Genomic DNA, 16663 nt, shown 5'->3' on the forward strand with positions numbered 1-16663 from the left:
CTCATCCTTGCACGACCGTGCCCCGGAGCGGTTCACCCAACACCTGCACCTGTGGACAACCGCGATCAGTTCGCACTTGCCTTCCGCAGGACCGGTGCACCGGCGGCGCCGGCGAGCGTGACCAGGACGAGGCCCGCGACGACCTGCCCGAGCAGCAGCAGTACGCCGGAACTCCCCGAGGTGAGCACCTTCCCGCCGCTCAACGCCAGTCCGCACAAGGCTCCGAAGCCGACGACCGGCAGACCGACGCCGACGACCGGTACGACGGCCGCCACGCGAGCGGCCCGCTCGATCACCGACAGCGGCACACCCGAGCGCCGCAACGCCCGTGCGGGAGCCGCCTGGTCCAGCGCCGTACCGACCGCGCCCGCGGCCGTCGAGGCGGCCACGGTCAGGAACACCAGCGACAGCAGCAACGCAACGCCGATCCGCATGTCGTTGAAGCTCGGGTCGTCCTCACCGGGCGGCATGAACACCGAGATGAAGCCGGTGACGAAACCGGACAGCACCAGCGCGGCCACGGGCCGGAAGGCGCCCTTCGGGTCGTCGACCAAACGCCGGCCGGCCAACAACATCACCGGGCCGTTGGCTGCCTTGGCCATCGCCTTGCCGACCAGTTGCACCGCCCACGGCCCGATGACACGTACGGCGAGCGCTGCGAACCCCACGCCGATCAGCAACGGCAGTACAGCCGCCTGCATCCCGTAGTACGCCAGGATCACCGGACCGATGACAAGAAGCCCCAGGCGAAGCACGCTCAGGCCCTTGCGCGTCTGGCCGCGCACGACGCCCAGCGGCGTGATGCTGACGCGTCCAAGACCGATAAGCGCGCTGATCACTGAAAGGACAGGCACGGCGGCGAGTACGACGAGCACGGTCCACCACTGGGCCGTGATGTCGCCGACGTACCAGCGACCACCGCCAAGCGGGATCTGCGCGATCAGCGGGCTCAGGACTGTGTAGCCGATCAGACCGACGACCGCACCGGCCAGACCGAGCACGGCTTGTTCTACTGCGCTCAGCCAGAGGACCTGAGTCCGAGTGGCGCCGGCAAGACGTAGCGCGGCCAGTCGGTGCTCGCGACGCTTCGCTGCGACACCGGCGGCCTGTCCGACGAGGCTGAGGATCGGGAACAGCACCAGCGTGATGCCGAACGCGACCGCGATCAGCAGACCGAGCATGCGGCTGTCCCAGACCTTCTCGTTCCAGCTGCTCACGTACTGCGGGTGCTCGTCAGCCGGGATCGCGTCGACGCCGCGGATGACAATGAACTCCTCCGGCGACGACAGGCCCTTGGCGCTGATCACACCGGTCGGCTGGTCCAGGTCGCCGTACTGCTTGCGGAGGCTGGGCCAGTGCTTGGCGACCTCGGGCGACACGAAGACCTCTCCGGTCTTGGGCGTGTGGTCCAGGCCGGGCGGGGGCGGCAGCTCGTTCGGCTTCAGCGTGGCCAGCTCGAGAACGCTCAGGCGGTGGCCGTCGACGCGCTGCTCGTCGTCGAGGTCCAGCATGCCGACCGCGGTCGCAGGGTCGGCCTTGTCCGCGCTCCGCCACCCGATCCGCTCCGACCGCTGCGACAGCCCCAGCGAGCCGGCGATCAGGAACGTCACGAGCAGCGCCACCACCGCGGTCGCGCCGAACGCGGCCAGGTTTGCAGCCCGACCACCCGGGCCCGGCCGACGTACGAACCGTAATCCCAGCTCCGTCATCGGGTTCATCGCACCGCTCCCGTCTCCGGCCCTTGCCCCCTCGCCTGGAGGGTTGCCCCCTCAGAATCCGAGGGGGCAACCCTCCAGTTCGGGGGTTGCCCACCGGTCTGGAGGGTTGTGCGTGCAGGGGCGGGTGGGGCGCTGGTGGTGGGGCTGGTGGTGGGGCTGACGCGGCCGTCGACGATGTGGAGGGCTCGGTGGCAGCGGGCGGCTACAGCGTTGTCGTGGGTGACGACCACTACCGCGGCGCCGCGGTAGGTGGCCGCGCCGACGAGCAGGTCGATGACCTGGGAGCCGGTCGCGGCGTCCAGTGCGCCGGTCGGCTCGTCGGCGAAGACCACCTGCGGCTCGCCGACCAGGGCCCGTGCGATGGCGACCCGCTGCGCCTGGCCGCCGGACAACTCACCCGGCCGGCGGCCTGCCTCGGCGGCCAGTCCCACTTGGGCGAGCGTCGTCCGCGCCCGTCCGATCGCCTCGCGCCGGCCCATGCCGTCCACCATGAGCGGAAGCGCGACGTTCTCGTCCGCGGGGAGCTCGGCGAGCAGCTGGTTGTCCTGGAACACGAAGCCGAGGCGACGGCGGCGCAGTACCGTCCGGGCCGCGTCGTTCAGCTGGTCGACACGTTCACCGCCCAGCCAGACCTCGCCCTGGTCCGGCGTGAGGATGCCGGCGAGAACATGCAGCAGGGTCGTCTTGCCGTTGCCGCTAGGGCCCATCACCGCGAGCGCCTCGCCGGACCGGACGGCGACGTCAACACCGGCCAGGCCGACCACGCTGCCGTAGTACTTGACCAAGCCGTGGCCACTCAACACAACCTGGGGACTCTGAAGGTTCATACCCCAGAGCCTTCCGGGAACGGAGCCGGCGAGCGTCGGCCCGCGGACCGGTCTTGCGGTCGCCTTCCGGCTCCTTTCGACGGCCGGGCGTACGACTCAGGTCGTACGTCAGTCGGTCCGGAACGCCGACGGGTAGGCGTCGCGGTAGCTCGGGATCGCGCCGGCCGGGGTCTGCACCGACTCGGCGTTCAGCATCGCGTGCACGATCGCCCGCGACAGGGTCCGCGCGCCGGCGGCGAACACGGTCTCCAGCTGGCCGAGCGCGGTCGGATCGGTCACGCCCAACCGCGGCTCGCCCGCGGGCCCGGTCGAGAGCGCGAAGATGCTGTCGCCGTCGACCAGTGTGTGGATCGGGTCGATCGCCCGGGCCAGGCCGTCGTGCGCGACCATCGCCATCCGTCGGGCGGCGGCCTTGTCCAGCGGTACGTCGGTGGCCAGGACCGCGATCACGGTGTTCATCGAGGGGCCCGGGATCAGGTTGCGGCCGGGCGCGGCGGGCGGCGGCGGCTCGACCGGCGTGCGCAGGTGGGCGAACTCGGCGCCGAGGCCGAGGCGGGCGCCGTACAGGTTGCCGTCGGCATCCACCGTGGAGCCGGCCGCGTTCACGATCACCAGCGCGCCGACCGTCGTACCGTCGTCGAGCCGGACGCTCGCGGAGCCGACGCCGCCCTTCAGTGACCGGGCCCGGGCCCCGGCCCCGGCGCCGTGGTTGCCGAGGGCAACTGGCCCGTCGGTGGCCGCGTCCAGCGCGTCGGCGCCCCAGGACGGCTCCGGGCGGGCCTTGAAGTCGCCGCCGCGGGCAAGGTCGAAGATCACCGCGGCCGGGACGATCGGCACCACGTCGTACTCGCCCTGGCCGACGCGGACGCCCTCGCCGCGCTCCTCCAGCCGGCGCATCACGCTGCCGGCGGTGTCGAGCCCGTACGCGCTGCCGCCGGTCAGGACGATCGCGTTGACGCCGCCGTTGGAGTTCACCGGGGCGAGCAGGTCGGTCTCGCGGGTGCCGGGCGCGCCGCCCCGGACGTCGACCCCGGCGACGGCCGTGCCGGGCGCGTGGACGACCGTCGTACCGGTGAGGTACGGCGGGTCGACGCGCTCGACCTGGCCGACCAGGATTCCGGGGACATCGGTGATCGCGTTGTGCGGACCAGGTTGCATGCGGACGATCCTAAATCCGGTTGCGGGCCGCATTAGCGTGAGGACATGAACGCCGATCAGCTCTGTGGTCTGCTGGCCGAACCGTCGAGGTTGCGGACGTACTCCGCGATCGTCCTCGGCGCCACCACTCCCGAGCAGGTGGCCGGGAGCACGGGACTCGCCGCGCCGGTCGTGGTGAAGGCGTTGCAGCGGCTGACCAAGGGCGGGCTGATCGCGGCGAGCCGGGACGGCTTCACGGCGGACGAGGGCGCGTTCAAGGACGCCGTCCGGGAGAGCCGGCCGGAGTGGGTGCCGCTCGATCCCGACCCGGCCCGGGACAACGTACTCAAGTCGTTCGTCCGGGACGGGCGGTTGACGCATTTCCCCACGTTCCCGGACAAGTACCGGATCGTGCTCGAGTACATCGTGCAGGACTTCGAGGCCGGCCGCGTCTACCCCGAGTCCGAGGTCAACGAGATCCTCAACCGCCGCCACCCGGACCACGCGGCCCTGCGCCGAGGCCTGGTCGACGCCCGGCTGCTCACCCGCGAGAACAGCATCTACACCCGCCCCTCGCAAACCTGAGACAACATGCGGTAGGCGGGGACCTGTTATTGCAGGTCTCAGGTAGCCGCTTCCTGTCTCAGGCCCCCAGTTCCTCTGCCAGGTGGCGGCGGGCGTCGCGTCAGGTGAGACGGCGGGCGGGGGTGTCCTGTCTTGGCTTTTCGTTGGGAGCGATGCGGACGCGGGTGTCCAGGACAGTTGCACCCTGGGCGGAGACGAGGACCGAGCGGAGGTCCAGCCGGACGACCTCTTCCAGGTCCAGCGTGAGGCGTGAGACCCGGTGCAGGAGGTTCTCGATGGCGGAGATGTCCACGGGGTCCGAGCCGCGGTAGCCGTACAGCAGTGGGGCCGCCTTCACCTCGCGGACCATCTCGGCCGCGTCCCGCGTGGTCAGCGGCGGCATCCGGTACGACCGGTCGCCGAGCAGGTCCGTGGCCACGCCGGACAGGCCGAACGTCACCACCGGCCCGAAGGACACGTCCTCGATCGTCGAGATCACCACCGGCACCCCGGGCGGCGCCATCTTCTGGACGACGAACTGCGCCCGCCCCGGATCCGCGGCGACCCCGAAGGTCTGCGTCATCTCCGCCCAGGCCGCGCGCATGTCGTCCTCGTCGTGGATGTGCCGCCAGATGTCGGCCAGGTCCGGCCGCATCCGCCACTGCTCCGCGGTCGCCTTCAGGATCACCTCGAACCCGAGGTCCGCGGCCCGGTCGACGGCCTCGTCCGCGCTCAGCACCGGGAACGCGGGCAGCACCGAGATCCCGTAGAAGCTCAGCAGCCGCTGCCGGTCGGCGTCGTCGAGGTCCGCGCCGCCCGGGTGCCGCTGCAGGAACTCCGCGACGAAGTCCTCTCCCCCGGCGGTGTCGATCTCCGGCAGGTCCGGGATCCGGCTGTCCGAGCGGCGCCGCCACTCGGCGTACTGCGTCGCCTTCGCCAGTGCGCCCACGGCGTACTGCGGGTTCAGGAACGACGGGATCGAGCCCCGCGCCGCGCCGCCGTCCTCGTCCGGCACCCGCAGCTCCTCGGGCACGCTGCGGGAGGCGAGGAACGTCGACACCACCGGCTTGTCCGAGCCCGCGGCGGCCGCGGCGAGCACCTGGGCGACCTCGCCGCCGTTGGACTGCACCGGCGGCGTGTAGATCACCACGACCGAGTGCACCTTGTCGTCGGCGAACACGTCCGACAGCGCGAGTCCGAAGTCCGACGCGGTCGCGTCCGGGCTCAGGTTCCGCGGCTCCCCCGCGACGTCCAGGCCGCAGCCGGCCATGGTGTCGAGCGCGAGCAGGGTCAGCGCGTCGGAGTTCGAGACGATCGCGACCCGGCGGCCCTTCGGCAGCGGCTGGTGCGCGAGCAACTGGGCGACGTCGAACAGCTCGCCGGTGGTGTCCACGCCGATCAGGCCGCTCTGCCGGAACATCGACTCGATCGTGGCCGGCGGCAACTGGCTGCGCCGGACCAGCTGCCCGACCGGAACGCCCTGCGTCGCCCGGCCCGACTTCAGCGCGATCACCGGCTTGCGGCCGGCCAGCCGCCGCGACACCCGGCTGAACTTCCGCGGGTTGCCGAGCGACTCCAGGTAGAGCAGGACGACCTCGGTGGCCTCGTCGGAGTACCAGAACTGCATCAGGTCGTTGCCCGACACGTCGGCCCGGTTGCCGGCCGAGACGAAGCTCGACAGGCCCAGGCCACGACCGACCATGTCGGCCAGGATCGGTACGCCGAGCGCGCCGGACTGGCAGAAGAACGCCACCCGGCCCTTGCTCGGCATCAGCGGCGACAGCGTCGCGTTCAGCGAGACGCCGCTCGCGGTGTTGATGAGGCCGAGCGCGTTCGGCCCGATCACCCGCATGCCGTACGACCGCGCCAGGCCGACCAGGTACCGCTGCCGTTTCCGCCCCTCGTCGCCGATCTCCGCGAACCCGCTCGACACCACGACCAGCCCGCGCACCCCCTTGGCGGCACAGTCCAGAACGACGTCGGCGACCATCTCGGCCTTGACCGCGACCACCGCGAGGTCGACCGTGCCCTCGACCTCCCGGATCGTCGGGTACGCCGGAACGCCCTCGATCTCGTCGGCCTTCGTGTCGGTGTTGACCGCGTACAGCCGGCCCGGGAACCCGCCGTCGCGGAGGTTGCGCAGCAGCGCGTTGCCGATCGTGCCTTCGCGGCGGCTCGCACCGATCACGGCGACGCTCTGCGGCGTCAGCAGCCGCGCGATCGACAACGCCTCCGAGCGCTGCTCGCGGGCCTGCATCACGCCGAACGACGTGTCGGTCGGCGCGATGTCGAACTCGACCATGATCACGCCGTCCTCGAACTCCCGGGCGACCTTGTAGCCGGCCTCGGTGAAGACCGTGATCATCTTCCGGTTGTCCGGCAGCACCTCGGCGACGAACCGGTGGATGCCGTTCTCGCGGGCGGCCTGGGCGAGGTGCTCGAGCAGCAACTGGCCGAGCCCGCGGCCCTGGTGCGCGTCCTCGATCAGGAACGCGACCTCCGCGGTCCGGCGGCCGGTGCCCTCGTAGCGGCCGACGCCGATCATCTCGTCACCGACGGTCACGATCAGGGCCAGGCGCTGGTGGTAGTCGACCTGCGTGAACCTCGCCACATCCCGCTCGGACAGTTCGGGATACGGGGCGAAGAAGCGGTAGTACTTCGACTGTTCGGACACCCGGGCGTAGAACGCCACCAGCAGACCGGCGTCGGCCGGGGCGATCGGGCGCAGGTGCGCGGTCGCGCCGTCCCGCAGGACGACGTCGGCCTCGTACTCCGCCGGATAGCCGTCCGGCAGCTGCTGGTCATACTGGTCCGGCACCGTGCAAGCGTACTCAAACCCGACCGGTGGAGGTGATGAATTTGGTCGAGCGGATCGCACCCGTGCTGGTGTTCCTGATCGCTGTGACCGTCATCGCCGAGCTGGCCGACCAGGCCAAGGTGTTCGACGTCGCTGCCCGCGAGGCCGCACACCTCGCGCGCGGCCGGGTCTGGCGGCTCTGGCTGCTCGTCGTCGCGCTCGCAACGGGCCTCACGATCGTGCTGTCCCTCGACACCTGCGCGGTGCTGCTGACGCCTGTCGTGCTGTCGATGGCCCGCCAGCTCGACATCCCGCCGAAGCTCTTCGCGTTCACCACCGTCTGGCTGGCCGGCACGGCGTCGCTCCTGCTGCCGGTGTCCAACCTCACGAACCTGCTGGCCCTCCACCCGTTCCGCCAGTTCGACGTCAGCTACCTGTCCGTGAGCTGGCGCCCGGCCATCGCCGCGATCGTGATCACCGTGGCGGTCCTCGCGGTGCTGTTCCACCGCGACCTGCCGCGCCGGTACATCGTTCCGCCGACCCCCGCGGTCGAGGACAAGGTGCTGTTCTGGGGCGCCGCGGCCGTGTGTCTGCTGCTCGGGCCGGCGTTCGTCTCGGGCGTCGAGGTCGCCTGGCCTGCGAGCATCGGGGCGGTCGTGCTGGTCGTCCTGTTCGCGGTCCGGCGGCGCAGCGTACTCAGGTGGTCGCTGATCCCGTTCAAGCTGGTCGGCACCGTCGTGGTGCTGTTCACCGTGGTCGGGTTCCTGAGCTCGCACGGGCTCGAGGCCGTCCTGCGGTGGGTGGCCGGGACCACCTCCGAGCTACGACTGAGCGCCACCGCCGCGCTCGGTGCGAACCTGTTCGACAACCTCCCGGCGTACCTCGCCATGGAGCCCGTCGCCTCGGACAGCCCCCACCGCATGCTCGCCCTGCTCATCGGCGTCAACTGCGGCTGCCTGCTCACACTGTGGGGCTCACTCGCCACCCTCCTGTGGCGAGCCCGCTGCGACGCCGCCCGGGTGGACATCTCCTGGTGGTCGTTCCTGTGGCGCGGCCTGATCCTGACGCCACTCGTGGTGACAGGCGCCGTCCTCGCCCTGAATGGGTAGTGTGCGTCGCATGGCGACGGAGCAGAGCACTTCGGAGGTCACCCGGGAGTTTCGGGAAGCGCGGGACTTCCTGGTGGCGCATCGCGATGACTACGAGACGGCGTACCGGGACTTCAGGTGGCCGGCGTTCGAGCGGTTCAACTGGGCGCGCGACTGGTTCGACGCGCTGGCTGTCGAGCAGCCCGAGGTCGCCGCGCTGACGATCGTCGAGGAGGACGGCGAGGTCAACGGGCGGACGTACGCCGAGATGGCCGAGCGGTCCCGACAGGTGGCCGGCTGGCTGACCGAGGCGGGGCTGCGGCCGGGCGACCGGGTTCTCATCGTGCTCGGCAACCAGGTCGAGCTGTGGGAGACCATGCTCGGCTGCATCCGTGCGGGGGCCGTGATGATCCCCGCGACCACGCTGCTCACCGACGCCGACCTCGCGGACCGGATCTCCCGCGGCAACGTCCGGGCCGTGGTCACCAGCGGCGCCGACGCCGGCCGGTACGCCGGGATCGCGGACCACTGCATCCGGGTGGCCGTCGGCGAGCCCGCCGAGGGCTGGCTGGACTTCGCCGACTCGCAGACGTACGACGGCCCGGTCCCCGAGGTCGACACCGCGGCCGACGACTCGCTGCTGCTGTACTTCACCTCCGGTACGACGAGCCAGCCGAAGCTGGTCGAGCACACGCAGGTGAGCTACCCGATCGGCCACCTCTCGACGATGTTCTGGATCGGTCTGCAGCCCGGCGACGTCCACCTGAACGTCTCCTCGCCCGGCTGGGCCAAGCACTCGTGGAGCAACGTCTTCGCTCCCTGGAACGCCGGGGCGACGGTCTTCCTGTACAACTACACGCGCTTCAACGCCGAGAAGATGCTGCAGGTGCTTCAGGAGTACGGCGTGACCACGTTCTGCGCGCCGCCGACGGTGTGGCGGATGCTGATCCAGGCCGACCTGTCCGCGGCCGAGGTCCGGATCCGTGAGTGCATCTCGGCCGGCGAGCCGCTGAACCCCGAGGTGATCGAGCAGGTCCGCGCCGCGTGGGACGTCACCATCCGCGACGGGTACGGCCAGACCGAGACGACCGCCCAGATCGGCAACCCGCCCGGCCAGCCGGTGAAGCTCGGCTCGATGGGCCGCCCGCTGCCCGGGTACCGGATCGCGCTGATCGACCCGTCGACCGACGAGATCGGTGACGACGGCGAGATCTGCATCGAGCTGGCGCCCGCGCCGGTCCCGCTGATGCGCGGCTACCGCGACGCGCACGAGCTCACCGCCGAGGTGATGCGCAACGGGTACTACCACACCGGCGACGTCGCGAGCCGGGACGTGGACGGCTACATCACCTACGTCGGGCGCTCCGACGACGTGTTCAAGGCCAGCGACTACCGCATCTCGCCGTTCGAGCTGGAGTCGGTGCTGATCGAGCACCCGGCGGTCGCCGAGGCCGCCGTCGTACCGTCGCCGGACCCGGTCCGGCTCGCCGTGCCGAAGGCGTACGTCGTGCTCGCGGCCGGGCACGAGCCGTCCCGGGAGCTGGCCGGCGAGATCCTCGCGTTCTGCCGTGCGCACCTGGCGCCGTACAAGCGGATCCGGAGGCTCGAGTTCGCCGAGCTGCCGAAGACGATCTCGGGGAAGATCCGCCGGGTCGAGCTGCGCGCGGACGAGGCGGCCAAGGTCGAGAGCGGTACCGGCGGTCAGACGTACGACGAGTCCGACTTCCGGTAAGTGTCCTTCCACACCGGGCTCGGCTGGGCCGCCGTCGTCGTCCTGCCGCTGCTGATCGCGATCGGTGTCGGCGCCTCGCGGTACGCCGGGCTCCGGCACGACAAGGGCATCGTCACGGCGGCGTTGCGCGCGGTCGTGCAGCTCGCCGCGGTCGGGGCGGTGGTGGGTGTCGCGCTGCAGCACACGCTCGGCGCGATCGCGTTCGTGCTGCTGATGTTCGTGGTCGCGACGGTCACGAGCACCCGGCGGATCCAGCACACCGTGCGCATCCCGCGGCAGTGGGCGTACTGCGCGGCGTCGATCGGCAGCGGCGCGTTCGTCGTCCTGCTGCTGCTGATCCTGCCCGGGGTCGTGCCGCGGAACCCGGCGAGCATCCTGCCGATGGGCGGCATCGTCGTCGGCGGGGCGATGACCGCGACCACGCTCGCCGGCCGCCGGGTGCTCAGCGAGTACGGCAACCGGTACGGCGAGTTCGAGGCGGGCCTGTCGATCGGGCTGCTGCAGCCCGACGCGTTCAAGCTGGTGGCCGGCCCGGTCGCGGGTGACGCCTTGCTGCCCGCGCTCGACCAGACCCGGACCGTCGGGCTCGTGACGCTGCCCGGCGCCTTCGTCGGCATGGTTCTCGGCGGTGCCTCTCCGACGCAGGCGGCCGCGCTCCAGCTCGTCGTGCTGATCGGGCTGGTCGCGGCCGAGGCGCTGGCGATCCTGGTGCTGACCGAGCTCCTGTCGCGCTCGGCCCTTCCGGACGGGCGTACGGTTTCCCCATGAGCGACGACAAGAGCATCTTCAGCCGGATCGACGACCTGGTGTCCGAGGAGCACGAGCTGCGCTCCAAGCACGCCAAGGGGCAGGTCGACAACACCGACGAGCAGGCCCGGCTCCGGGCGCTCGAGGTCGAGCTGGACCAGTGCTGGGACCTGCTCCGGCAGCGCCGCGCGAAGCGCGAGTTCGGCGAGAACCCCGACGACGCCCAGGCCCGGTCGGGCGACACCGTCGAGGGCTATCTCAACTAGAAACCGCGCAGTTTCTCGGGAGTGATCCGGATCAGCACCGCGTAGTCGGCGTGGAACTGGTCCGGAGTCATTCCGAGGCCGGCGATGTCCGCCGCGTACTTCGCGTTGTACGCCGCCAGCGCATCGCCGCTGATCGGAGCCGCGTCGATCACCGCCGTACCGGAGATCACGCCGACGTCGCCGCCGGTGTGCGTGGCGTTGAAGTTGACCGAGACCTGCGGATGGGCGGCGATGTTGCGCAGCTTCGCCTTGTCCGGCTGGCTGCTGATCAGCAGCTCGTCGTGATGCCAGAGGAACCACACCGGCGTCGGCGCCGGCGTACCCGACCGGGCCACGGTGGTCAGCCAGACGATCCGTTCGTCGTCGAGCTGCCGCGTGATGCGCTTGCCGAAGCCGGTGGAGGTGTCGATCGTGAACATCGGTGCCCTTCAGCTGGTCGGTGTCAGGTGGGGCCGAGACGTCCCCACTCGATCGCCGGGCAGCGATCCATCACCATCGTGAGACCCGCGGCCGTCGTCCGTGCGTAGGCGTCCTGATCCACTACATCCAGCTGGAACCACACCGCCCGCGCGTTGATTCCCACCGCCTGGTCCGCGATCGGCCCGGCCAGCTCGGACCGGACGAACACGTCCACGCAGTCCACCGCGAACGGGATCTCGGCGAGCGACGCGTACCCCTGCTCGCCGTGCACCGTCTCCGCGGCCGGATGCACCGGCACGATCCGCTTCCCGTGCCCCTGCAGGAACCGCGCCACGCCGTACGCCGCCCGGCTGGTGTTGTTCGACAGCCCCACCACGGCCCAGGTGTCGCACCCGGCCAGGATCTTCCGGATCGCCTCGTCCATCACTAGCCCCTCAGGTAGGTCAGTACCGCCGACACGCGCCGGTCCAGTCCATCATCCAGCTGCAGCTTCGCGAAGATGTTGCCGACGTGTTTGCGGACGGCGGCCTCGCTGACCACGAGCTGCTCGGCGATCGAGGCGTTCACCCGTCCTTCGGCCATCAGCGCGAGCACCTCGAGCTCGCGCGGCGTGAGCGCGGACAGCGGCCCGTCGTTGCGCCGGCGGGCGAGCAGCTGCCGGACCACCTCGGGGTCGACCACGGTTCCGCCGTCCGCGACCCGGTCCAGCGACTCGAGGAACTCCGCGACATGGCCGACCCGGTCCTTCAGCAGGTACCCGATGCCGCCGGTCGTTGTCTCGAGCAACGACGAGAGGTAGGCGTCGGCGACGTACTGGGACAGTACGAGGATGCCGATCGCGGGCAGCTCGGCCCGGATCGCGGCGGCCGCGCGCAGCCCTTCGTCGCTGTGCCCGGGCGGCATCCGGACGTCGGTGATCACGACGTCGGGCGGCTCTTTCCGTACGACGGCCAGCAGCGTGTCGGCGTCCCCCACGGTGTCCCGCACCTCGTGTCCCGCGCGATCCAGGATGCTGGCGAGGCCTTCTCGCAGGAGCAGCGAGTCTTCAGCCAGCACGATGCTCAATCGCCGAGTCGGCACGGGCACTCCATTCTCAGTCGGGTCGGCCCACCGGGTGGGCTGTCGACGTCGAGTGTGCCTCCCAGGGCGTCCAACCGGGTCACGAGCCCGGTCAGGCCGGTCCCCGCGCCCAGCCGCGCACCACCCACACCGTTGTCCTGGACGGTGATGACGAGCCGGTCGCGGTCCACCCGGCCGGAGACCTCGCACGTCGACGCCTGGGCGTGTTTGGCGACGTTCGCCAGTGCCTCGCTGACGACGAAGTACGCCGCGGCCTCGATCGGCCCGGGCAGCCGCGTCGGGATCGACAGCTGCAGCGTCACCGGCAGCGGCATCCGGTCGGCCACCTCCTGGACGGCGGCCTCGAGTCCGTGGTCGACCAGCACCCGCGGGTGAATGCCCCGTACCGCTGCCCGCAGGTCCGCCAGCGCCGCCTCGGCCTCGGCGTGCGCCTTCACCACCAGGCGCCGCCCTTCACCGTCGGGCAGGTCGAGCTCGGCCAGCCCGAGCGTCATCGTGAGCCCGACCAGCCGCTGCTGTACGCCGTCGTGCAGGTGCCGCTCGATCCGCACCCGTTCGGTCTCGAACGCGTCGACCAGGTCCAGCCGGGAGCGGCGCAGCTCGGCGAGATTGCGCTGCAGCTCTTCCTGCCGCGGTCCGAGCATCGCCTTCGCGAGCGACGCCTCGGCGCCGGCGATCACCCCCAGCAGGTACGAGCTGACGACGTAGAACACCGGTCCGAACAGGACCAGGAACAGCAGACCCTCCCCCGCCGTGTCCATCGTCCACGGCCCCATCCCCATCTGGTCCCCGTCCGCGATGACCGGGGCGGCGAGCGTCGTCACGAGAACGGTGGCGCTGATCCCGGCGAACGCCGCGCTCAGCGGCCAGACGACCGTACCGAGCACGAACGCGTAGCCGAGGGCCCGCATCGACGCCTGCTCGCGCCGGCGGAAGGCCAGCTTCGCCCGGGACGTCAGGCCGGCCGGCAGCGTCGCGTGCGGGCTGCTGATGCCGTCGAGCAGCATCAGCCCGGCCCGCCGCCGCTCCACCCATCCGATCGCCGCGCCGATCAGCGGGAACGCCGCGAGCATCAGGATCCCGATCAGGATCGGGCTCAGCAGCGCGCTCAGCCCGGCCAGCCCGACCAGGACCACGATCGACAGCGCGCCCATGGGCACGGAGGTGAACAGGTACGCATAGCTCCGCCACGGCCACGAGGAGATCAGGTAGCGCGGCGACGCCAACGCGGCCCACACGGTCATGCCCCAACCCTAGGGCGACGACTGTCCGCCGGGCGGTAGCGTGCGCGCTACTCCAGGTCTCCCGCGCAGGCCAGGGCGCGAAGCGTCGTACGGCGGTTGGCTGGCACCATGACCGCTACCGCGCCCATGTACACCGCCGTCGCGCCGATGGAGCCGCCCGCTCTGGTGCTCGACGGAATCACCAAGACGTACCGTTCCAAGGCCGGAGCGGTCGATGCGCTGCGCGGCGTGACGTACCACTTCGCGCGGGGCTCGTTCACCGCCGTGATGGGCCCGTCCGGCTCCGGCAAGTCGACGCTGCTGCAGTGCGCGGCCGGGCTCGACCAGCCGACCACGGGCACCGTCGTACTCAACGGGATCACTTTGCTCGGGCTGAACGAGGTCGAGCTCACGAAGCTGCGCCGGGCCGAGATGGGGTTCGTGTTCCAGGCGTACAACCTGCTGCCGTCACTGACCGTGTACGACAACGTGGCCCTGCCGCTGCGCCTGACCGGCCGCCGCCCGGCGCGCAACGACGTACTGCGGGTGCTGGAGCAGGTCGGCCTGGACGGGAAGGCGAAGCGGCGACCGGCCGAGTTGTCGGGCGGCCAGCAGCAGCGCGTCGCCATCGCGCGGGCGCTGATCACCCGGCCGTCGGTGTTCTTCGCCGACGAGCCGACCGGCGCGCTCGACAGCGGCACCAGCCGCCAGGTCCTCGGGCTGTTGCGCGAGGCAACCGACCGGGCCGGGCAGACCGTGGTGATGGTCACCCACGACCCGGTCGCGGCGGCGTACGCCGAGCGCGTGCTGTTCCTGTCCGACGGACTGCTCGCCGGCCACCTCGACCGGGCCACCCCCGCGCAGATCGCGGCCGCGATGAGCGACCTGGAGAGATGATGTTCTCGCTCAGCCGGCAGACCGTCCGCCGGAACTGGTCCTTGTACGCCGGATCGTTCGTCGCGCTCGCCGTCGGGGTGTTCCTGCTCGGGCTGGCCGCGACCGCTACCGCCGCGACGATCGCGTACCGCGGGCCGGCGTCGGCGAGTATCGCGGTCACCACGCTCGGCGGCGACGGTACGGCGCCGCAGCGGGTGAAGGTGCCGCTGTCGGACGCGGACGTGTCCGGTCTGCAGACCGTGCTCAGCATGGTCGGGACGCTCTGCGGGTTCATCACGATCTTCGTGATCGCCAGCACGTTCGCGTTCGCCGTCGCGTCGCGGCGACGGGAGCTCGGGCTGCTGCGACTGATCGGCGCGACCCCGCGGCAGATCCGCCGGATGGTGCTCGGTGAGGCCCTCGTCGTCGCGCTCGCCGCGTCGCTGACCGGGGCGTTCTTCGCCCAGCTCGCGACACCGCTGCTGCTCAGCAAGGCGTCGTACACCGACCTGGCGCCGGTGAAGCTGGAGCCGGCGTCGCCGTGGGTCCCGCTCGCGATCGCGGTCGGCGCCGGGTTGCTGGTCGCGATGCTCGGCGCCCGTTCGGCGGCCCGGCGGGCGTCGCGGGTCGCGCCGGTCGACGCGCTGCGCGAGGCCGCGCTGGAGCCGCCGCGGATCGGGCCGGTGCGGATCGTGCTCGGGCTGCTGTTCCTGGCCGGCGCGATCACGATGCTGACCCTGATCCGGCCGTCGAGCGGCGAGGGCGCCGTACCGCTCGCGATGTTCACGCCGATGGTTCTCGTCATCGCGCTGACTCTGCTCGCGCCGCTCGTCGTACCGGTGGTGGCGCGGGTCTGGTCGGTGCCGCTGGTCGCGTGGACGCAGGTGTCGGGGCGGTTGGCGCGGAGCAACGTGCTCGCCGCCCCCAGGCGCAGCGCCTCGCTCGCCGCGCCCATCCTGGCGATCTCCGCCATCGCCGGCTCGATGGTGCTGAGCCTCAGCTTCGCCGCGGACAGCGCCGGGGCGACGATCCGGGACGCTGTTCGGGCTCCGATCGTCGTCACCGGAGCGGTACCTGCTGATACCCCTGGAGTGAAGGCCGTGGATGCCGGGCTGCCCGTGCAGATGGTGCGGGTGGCGACGGACTACGCGCAGCTCGAGGACGCGGAGGGGATCGATCCGGCGATCGCCTCGCAGACGCGGGACCTGAGTGTGCTGTCGGGCGACCTCGGGAAGCTGTCCGGGAACACCGTTGCCGTCAGCAAAGAGATGTCGGGGTTCGAGGGGTATCGGGTCGGCGACGAGGTCCCGGTCGTGTTCCTCGACCGCGCGCAGGTGAAGCTCCGCGTGGTCGCGGTCGTGAAGGACGCGTTCGGGGTGAACCCGTCGTTCCTGATCCCGCTCGACGTGGCCCGCGCGCATTCCCCGGGCGCCAAGGTCGAGCGCAGCTTCGTCCTGCCGGCCGACGGCGCCGATCCGGCCGAGCTCGTACGACGGATCCCCGGCGCCCAGCCGGCGGTCGACTGGGAGGCCGAGCAGACCGTCGGCGTACGGAAAGGCAACCAGCTCGGGCTGGTCATGCTCCTCGGCCCGGCGGCGCTCTACAGCGCCATCGCGATCGCCAACACGCTGCTGATGGGCAGCCTGCAGCGCCGGCAGGAGTTCGTCACATCACGGCTGCTCGGCGCCACGCCGGCACAGATCCGGCGGATGGTCCTCTGGGAGTCGGCCCTGGTCGGCGCGGTCGCCCTGAGCCTCGGAACCACGATCACCATCGCCGTCGGCGTCCTCATCCGTCACGCGATGACCGCAGGCGTGCCCGACGTACCAGTCACGGTCCCGTGGGGCGTACTCCTGAGCATCGGAGCCCTGTGCCTGACCCTCACCGTAGGCTCCGCGCTGGCCCCGACCACCTACATCCTCCGCCGCTCACAACCCGCCGCAGCAGCCGAGTGACCAAAGGACACCGCTTCGCGGCGGCTGTCCTTTTGGCCGCCTCCGGCGGCGTGCAGCGCATCCGACCCACACACGAGGTAACCCGCGAAGCGGCCCGACCCATCCCGAGCTGCGCAGCATGTCCCACCCAGACATGGCCGACGGCGACGTAGCCCACCCCTCCCGGACCGTGCGAAGCGACTACGTCCCGCCCAAGCTCAACGGCGCGTTCCGCTCACGGGGCCAAGAGCTAA

The 16663-nt window shown here is 71.2% G+C and carries 15 protein-coding genes; 7 read left to right on the forward strand and 8 right to left on the reverse strand.

Going from position 1 to position 16663, the window contains the following annotated elements; translation table 11 throughout:
• Positions 1-65 precede the first annotated feature (65 nt).
• From ABZW60_RS26700 to ABZW60_RS26710, 3 genes are all read right to left on the reverse strand, one after another.
• Positions 66-1718 carry an FtsX-like permease family protein gene (locus ABZW60_RS26700; protein WP_355481228.1) on the reverse strand — a complete coding sequence of 551 codons (1653 nt, stop codon included), beginning with the start codon at positions 1716-1718 and terminating at the stop codon, positions 66-68.
• A complete protein-coding gene (locus ABZW60_RS26705; RefSeq protein ID WP_355481230.1) occupies positions 1715-2503 on the reverse strand; it encodes an ABC transporter ATP-binding protein in 789 nt (262 codons plus the stop codon). The genes ABZW60_RS26700 and ABZW60_RS26705 overlap by 4 nt, the downstream gene beginning before the upstream one ends.
• Before the next feature lie 150 nt (positions 2504-2653).
• A complete protein-coding gene (locus ABZW60_RS26710; RefSeq protein ID WP_355481232.1) occupies positions 2654-3703 on the reverse strand; it encodes a P1 family peptidase in 1050 nt (349 codons plus the stop codon).
• Positions 3704-3748: 45 nt separating this feature from the next.
• Between ABZW60_RS26710 and ABZW60_RS26715 the strand changes: the two genes are divergently transcribed.
• Positions 3749-4267 carry a DUF2087 domain-containing protein gene (locus tag ABZW60_RS26715; RefSeq protein WP_355481234.1) on the forward strand — a complete coding sequence of 173 codons (519 nt, stop codon included), beginning with the start codon at positions 3749-3751 and terminating at the stop codon, positions 4265-4267.
• Between the two features lie 100 nt (positions 4268-4367).
• Here ABZW60_RS26715 and ABZW60_RS26720 read toward each other — a convergent pair whose 3' ends face one another.
• Positions 4368-7064 carry a GNAT family N-acetyltransferase gene (locus tag ABZW60_RS26720; protein ID WP_355481236.1) on the reverse strand — a complete coding sequence of 899 codons (2697 nt, stop codon included), beginning with the start codon at positions 7062-7064 and terminating at the stop codon, positions 4368-4370.
• Between the two features lie 35 nt (positions 7065-7099).
• On the opposite strand from ABZW60_RS26720, the gene ABZW60_RS26725 reads away from it, so the two are divergent.
• From ABZW60_RS26725 to ABZW60_RS26740, 4 genes are read left to right on the forward strand one after another with little or no spacing between them, the layout of a single operon-like run.
• A complete protein-coding gene (locus tag ABZW60_RS26725; protein ID WP_355481238.1) occupies positions 7100-8152 on the forward strand; it encodes an SLC13 family permease in 1053 nt (350 codons plus the stop codon).
• A 10-nt stretch (positions 8153-8162) separates the two neighbouring features.
• The gene (locus tag ABZW60_RS26730; protein ID WP_355481239.1) at positions 8163-9863 is read left to right on the forward strand and encodes an AMP-binding protein; all 1701 of its coding nucleotides are present in this window, start codon (positions 8163-8165) and stop codon (positions 9861-9863) included.
• Positions 9864-10631: an ABC transporter permease gene (locus tag ABZW60_RS26735; RefSeq protein ID WP_355481241.1), complete on the forward strand. Its 768-nt coding sequence runs from the start codon at positions 9864-9866 to the stop codon at positions 10629-10631.
• Entirely contained in the window at positions 10628-10876 is a 249-nt protein-coding gene (locus ABZW60_RS26740) for a DUF2630 family protein (protein ID WP_355481242.1), read from the forward strand. Before ABZW60_RS26735 ends, ABZW60_RS26740 begins: the two co-directional genes overlap by 4 nt.
• Here the strand turns inward: ABZW60_RS26740 and ABZW60_RS26745 are convergent.
• From ABZW60_RS26745 to ABZW60_RS26760, 4 genes are read right to left on the reverse strand one after another with little or no spacing between them, the layout of a single operon-like run.
• On the reverse strand, positions 10873-11295 hold the full coding sequence (locus ABZW60_RS26745; protein ID WP_355481244.1) for a TIGR03667 family PPOX class F420-dependent oxidoreductase: 423 nt from the start codon (positions 11293-11295) through the stop codon (positions 10873-10875). The two genes, ABZW60_RS26740 and ABZW60_RS26745, sit on opposite strands and share 4 nt — an antisense overlap.
• Positions 11296-11318: 23 nt before the next feature.
• The gene (locus ABZW60_RS26750) at positions 11319-11720 is read right to left on the reverse strand and encodes a CoA-binding protein (protein ID WP_355481246.1); all 402 of its coding nucleotides are present in this window, start codon (positions 11718-11720) and stop codon (positions 11319-11321) included.
• Positions 11721-11722: 2 nt separating this feature from the next.
• Positions 11723-12376: a response regulator transcription factor gene (locus tag ABZW60_RS26755; RefSeq protein WP_355481248.1), complete on the reverse strand. Its 654-nt coding sequence runs from the start codon at positions 12374-12376 to the stop codon at positions 11723-11725.
• Positions 12358-13620 (reverse strand): sensor domain-containing protein, encoded by a 1263-nt coding sequence (locus ABZW60_RS26760; protein WP_355481250.1) that lies wholly within the window; start codon positions 13618-13620, stop codon positions 12358-12360. Before ABZW60_RS26760 ends, ABZW60_RS26755 begins: the two co-directional genes overlap by 19 nt.
• 108 nt (positions 13621-13728) lie before the next feature.
• On the opposite strand from ABZW60_RS26760, the gene ABZW60_RS26765 reads away from it, so the two are divergent.
• Both ABZW60_RS26765 and ABZW60_RS26770 read left to right on the forward strand, forming a co-directional pair.
• A complete protein-coding gene (locus ABZW60_RS26765; RefSeq protein ID WP_355481252.1) occupies positions 13729-14496 on the forward strand; it encodes an ABC transporter ATP-binding protein in 768 nt (255 codons plus the stop codon).
• On the forward strand, positions 14496-16430 hold the full coding sequence (locus ABZW60_RS26770; protein ID WP_355481254.1) for an FtsX-like permease family protein: 1935 nt from the start codon (positions 14496-14498) through the stop codon (positions 16428-16430). Before ABZW60_RS26765 ends, ABZW60_RS26770 begins: the two co-directional genes overlap by 1 nt.
• Positions 16431-16663 lie beyond the last annotated feature (233 nt).

The organism is Kribbella sp. NPDC003557, from assembly GCF_040610805.1.
Lineage (GTDB): Bacteria > Actinomycetota > Actinomycetes > Propionibacteriales > Kribbellaceae > Kribbella.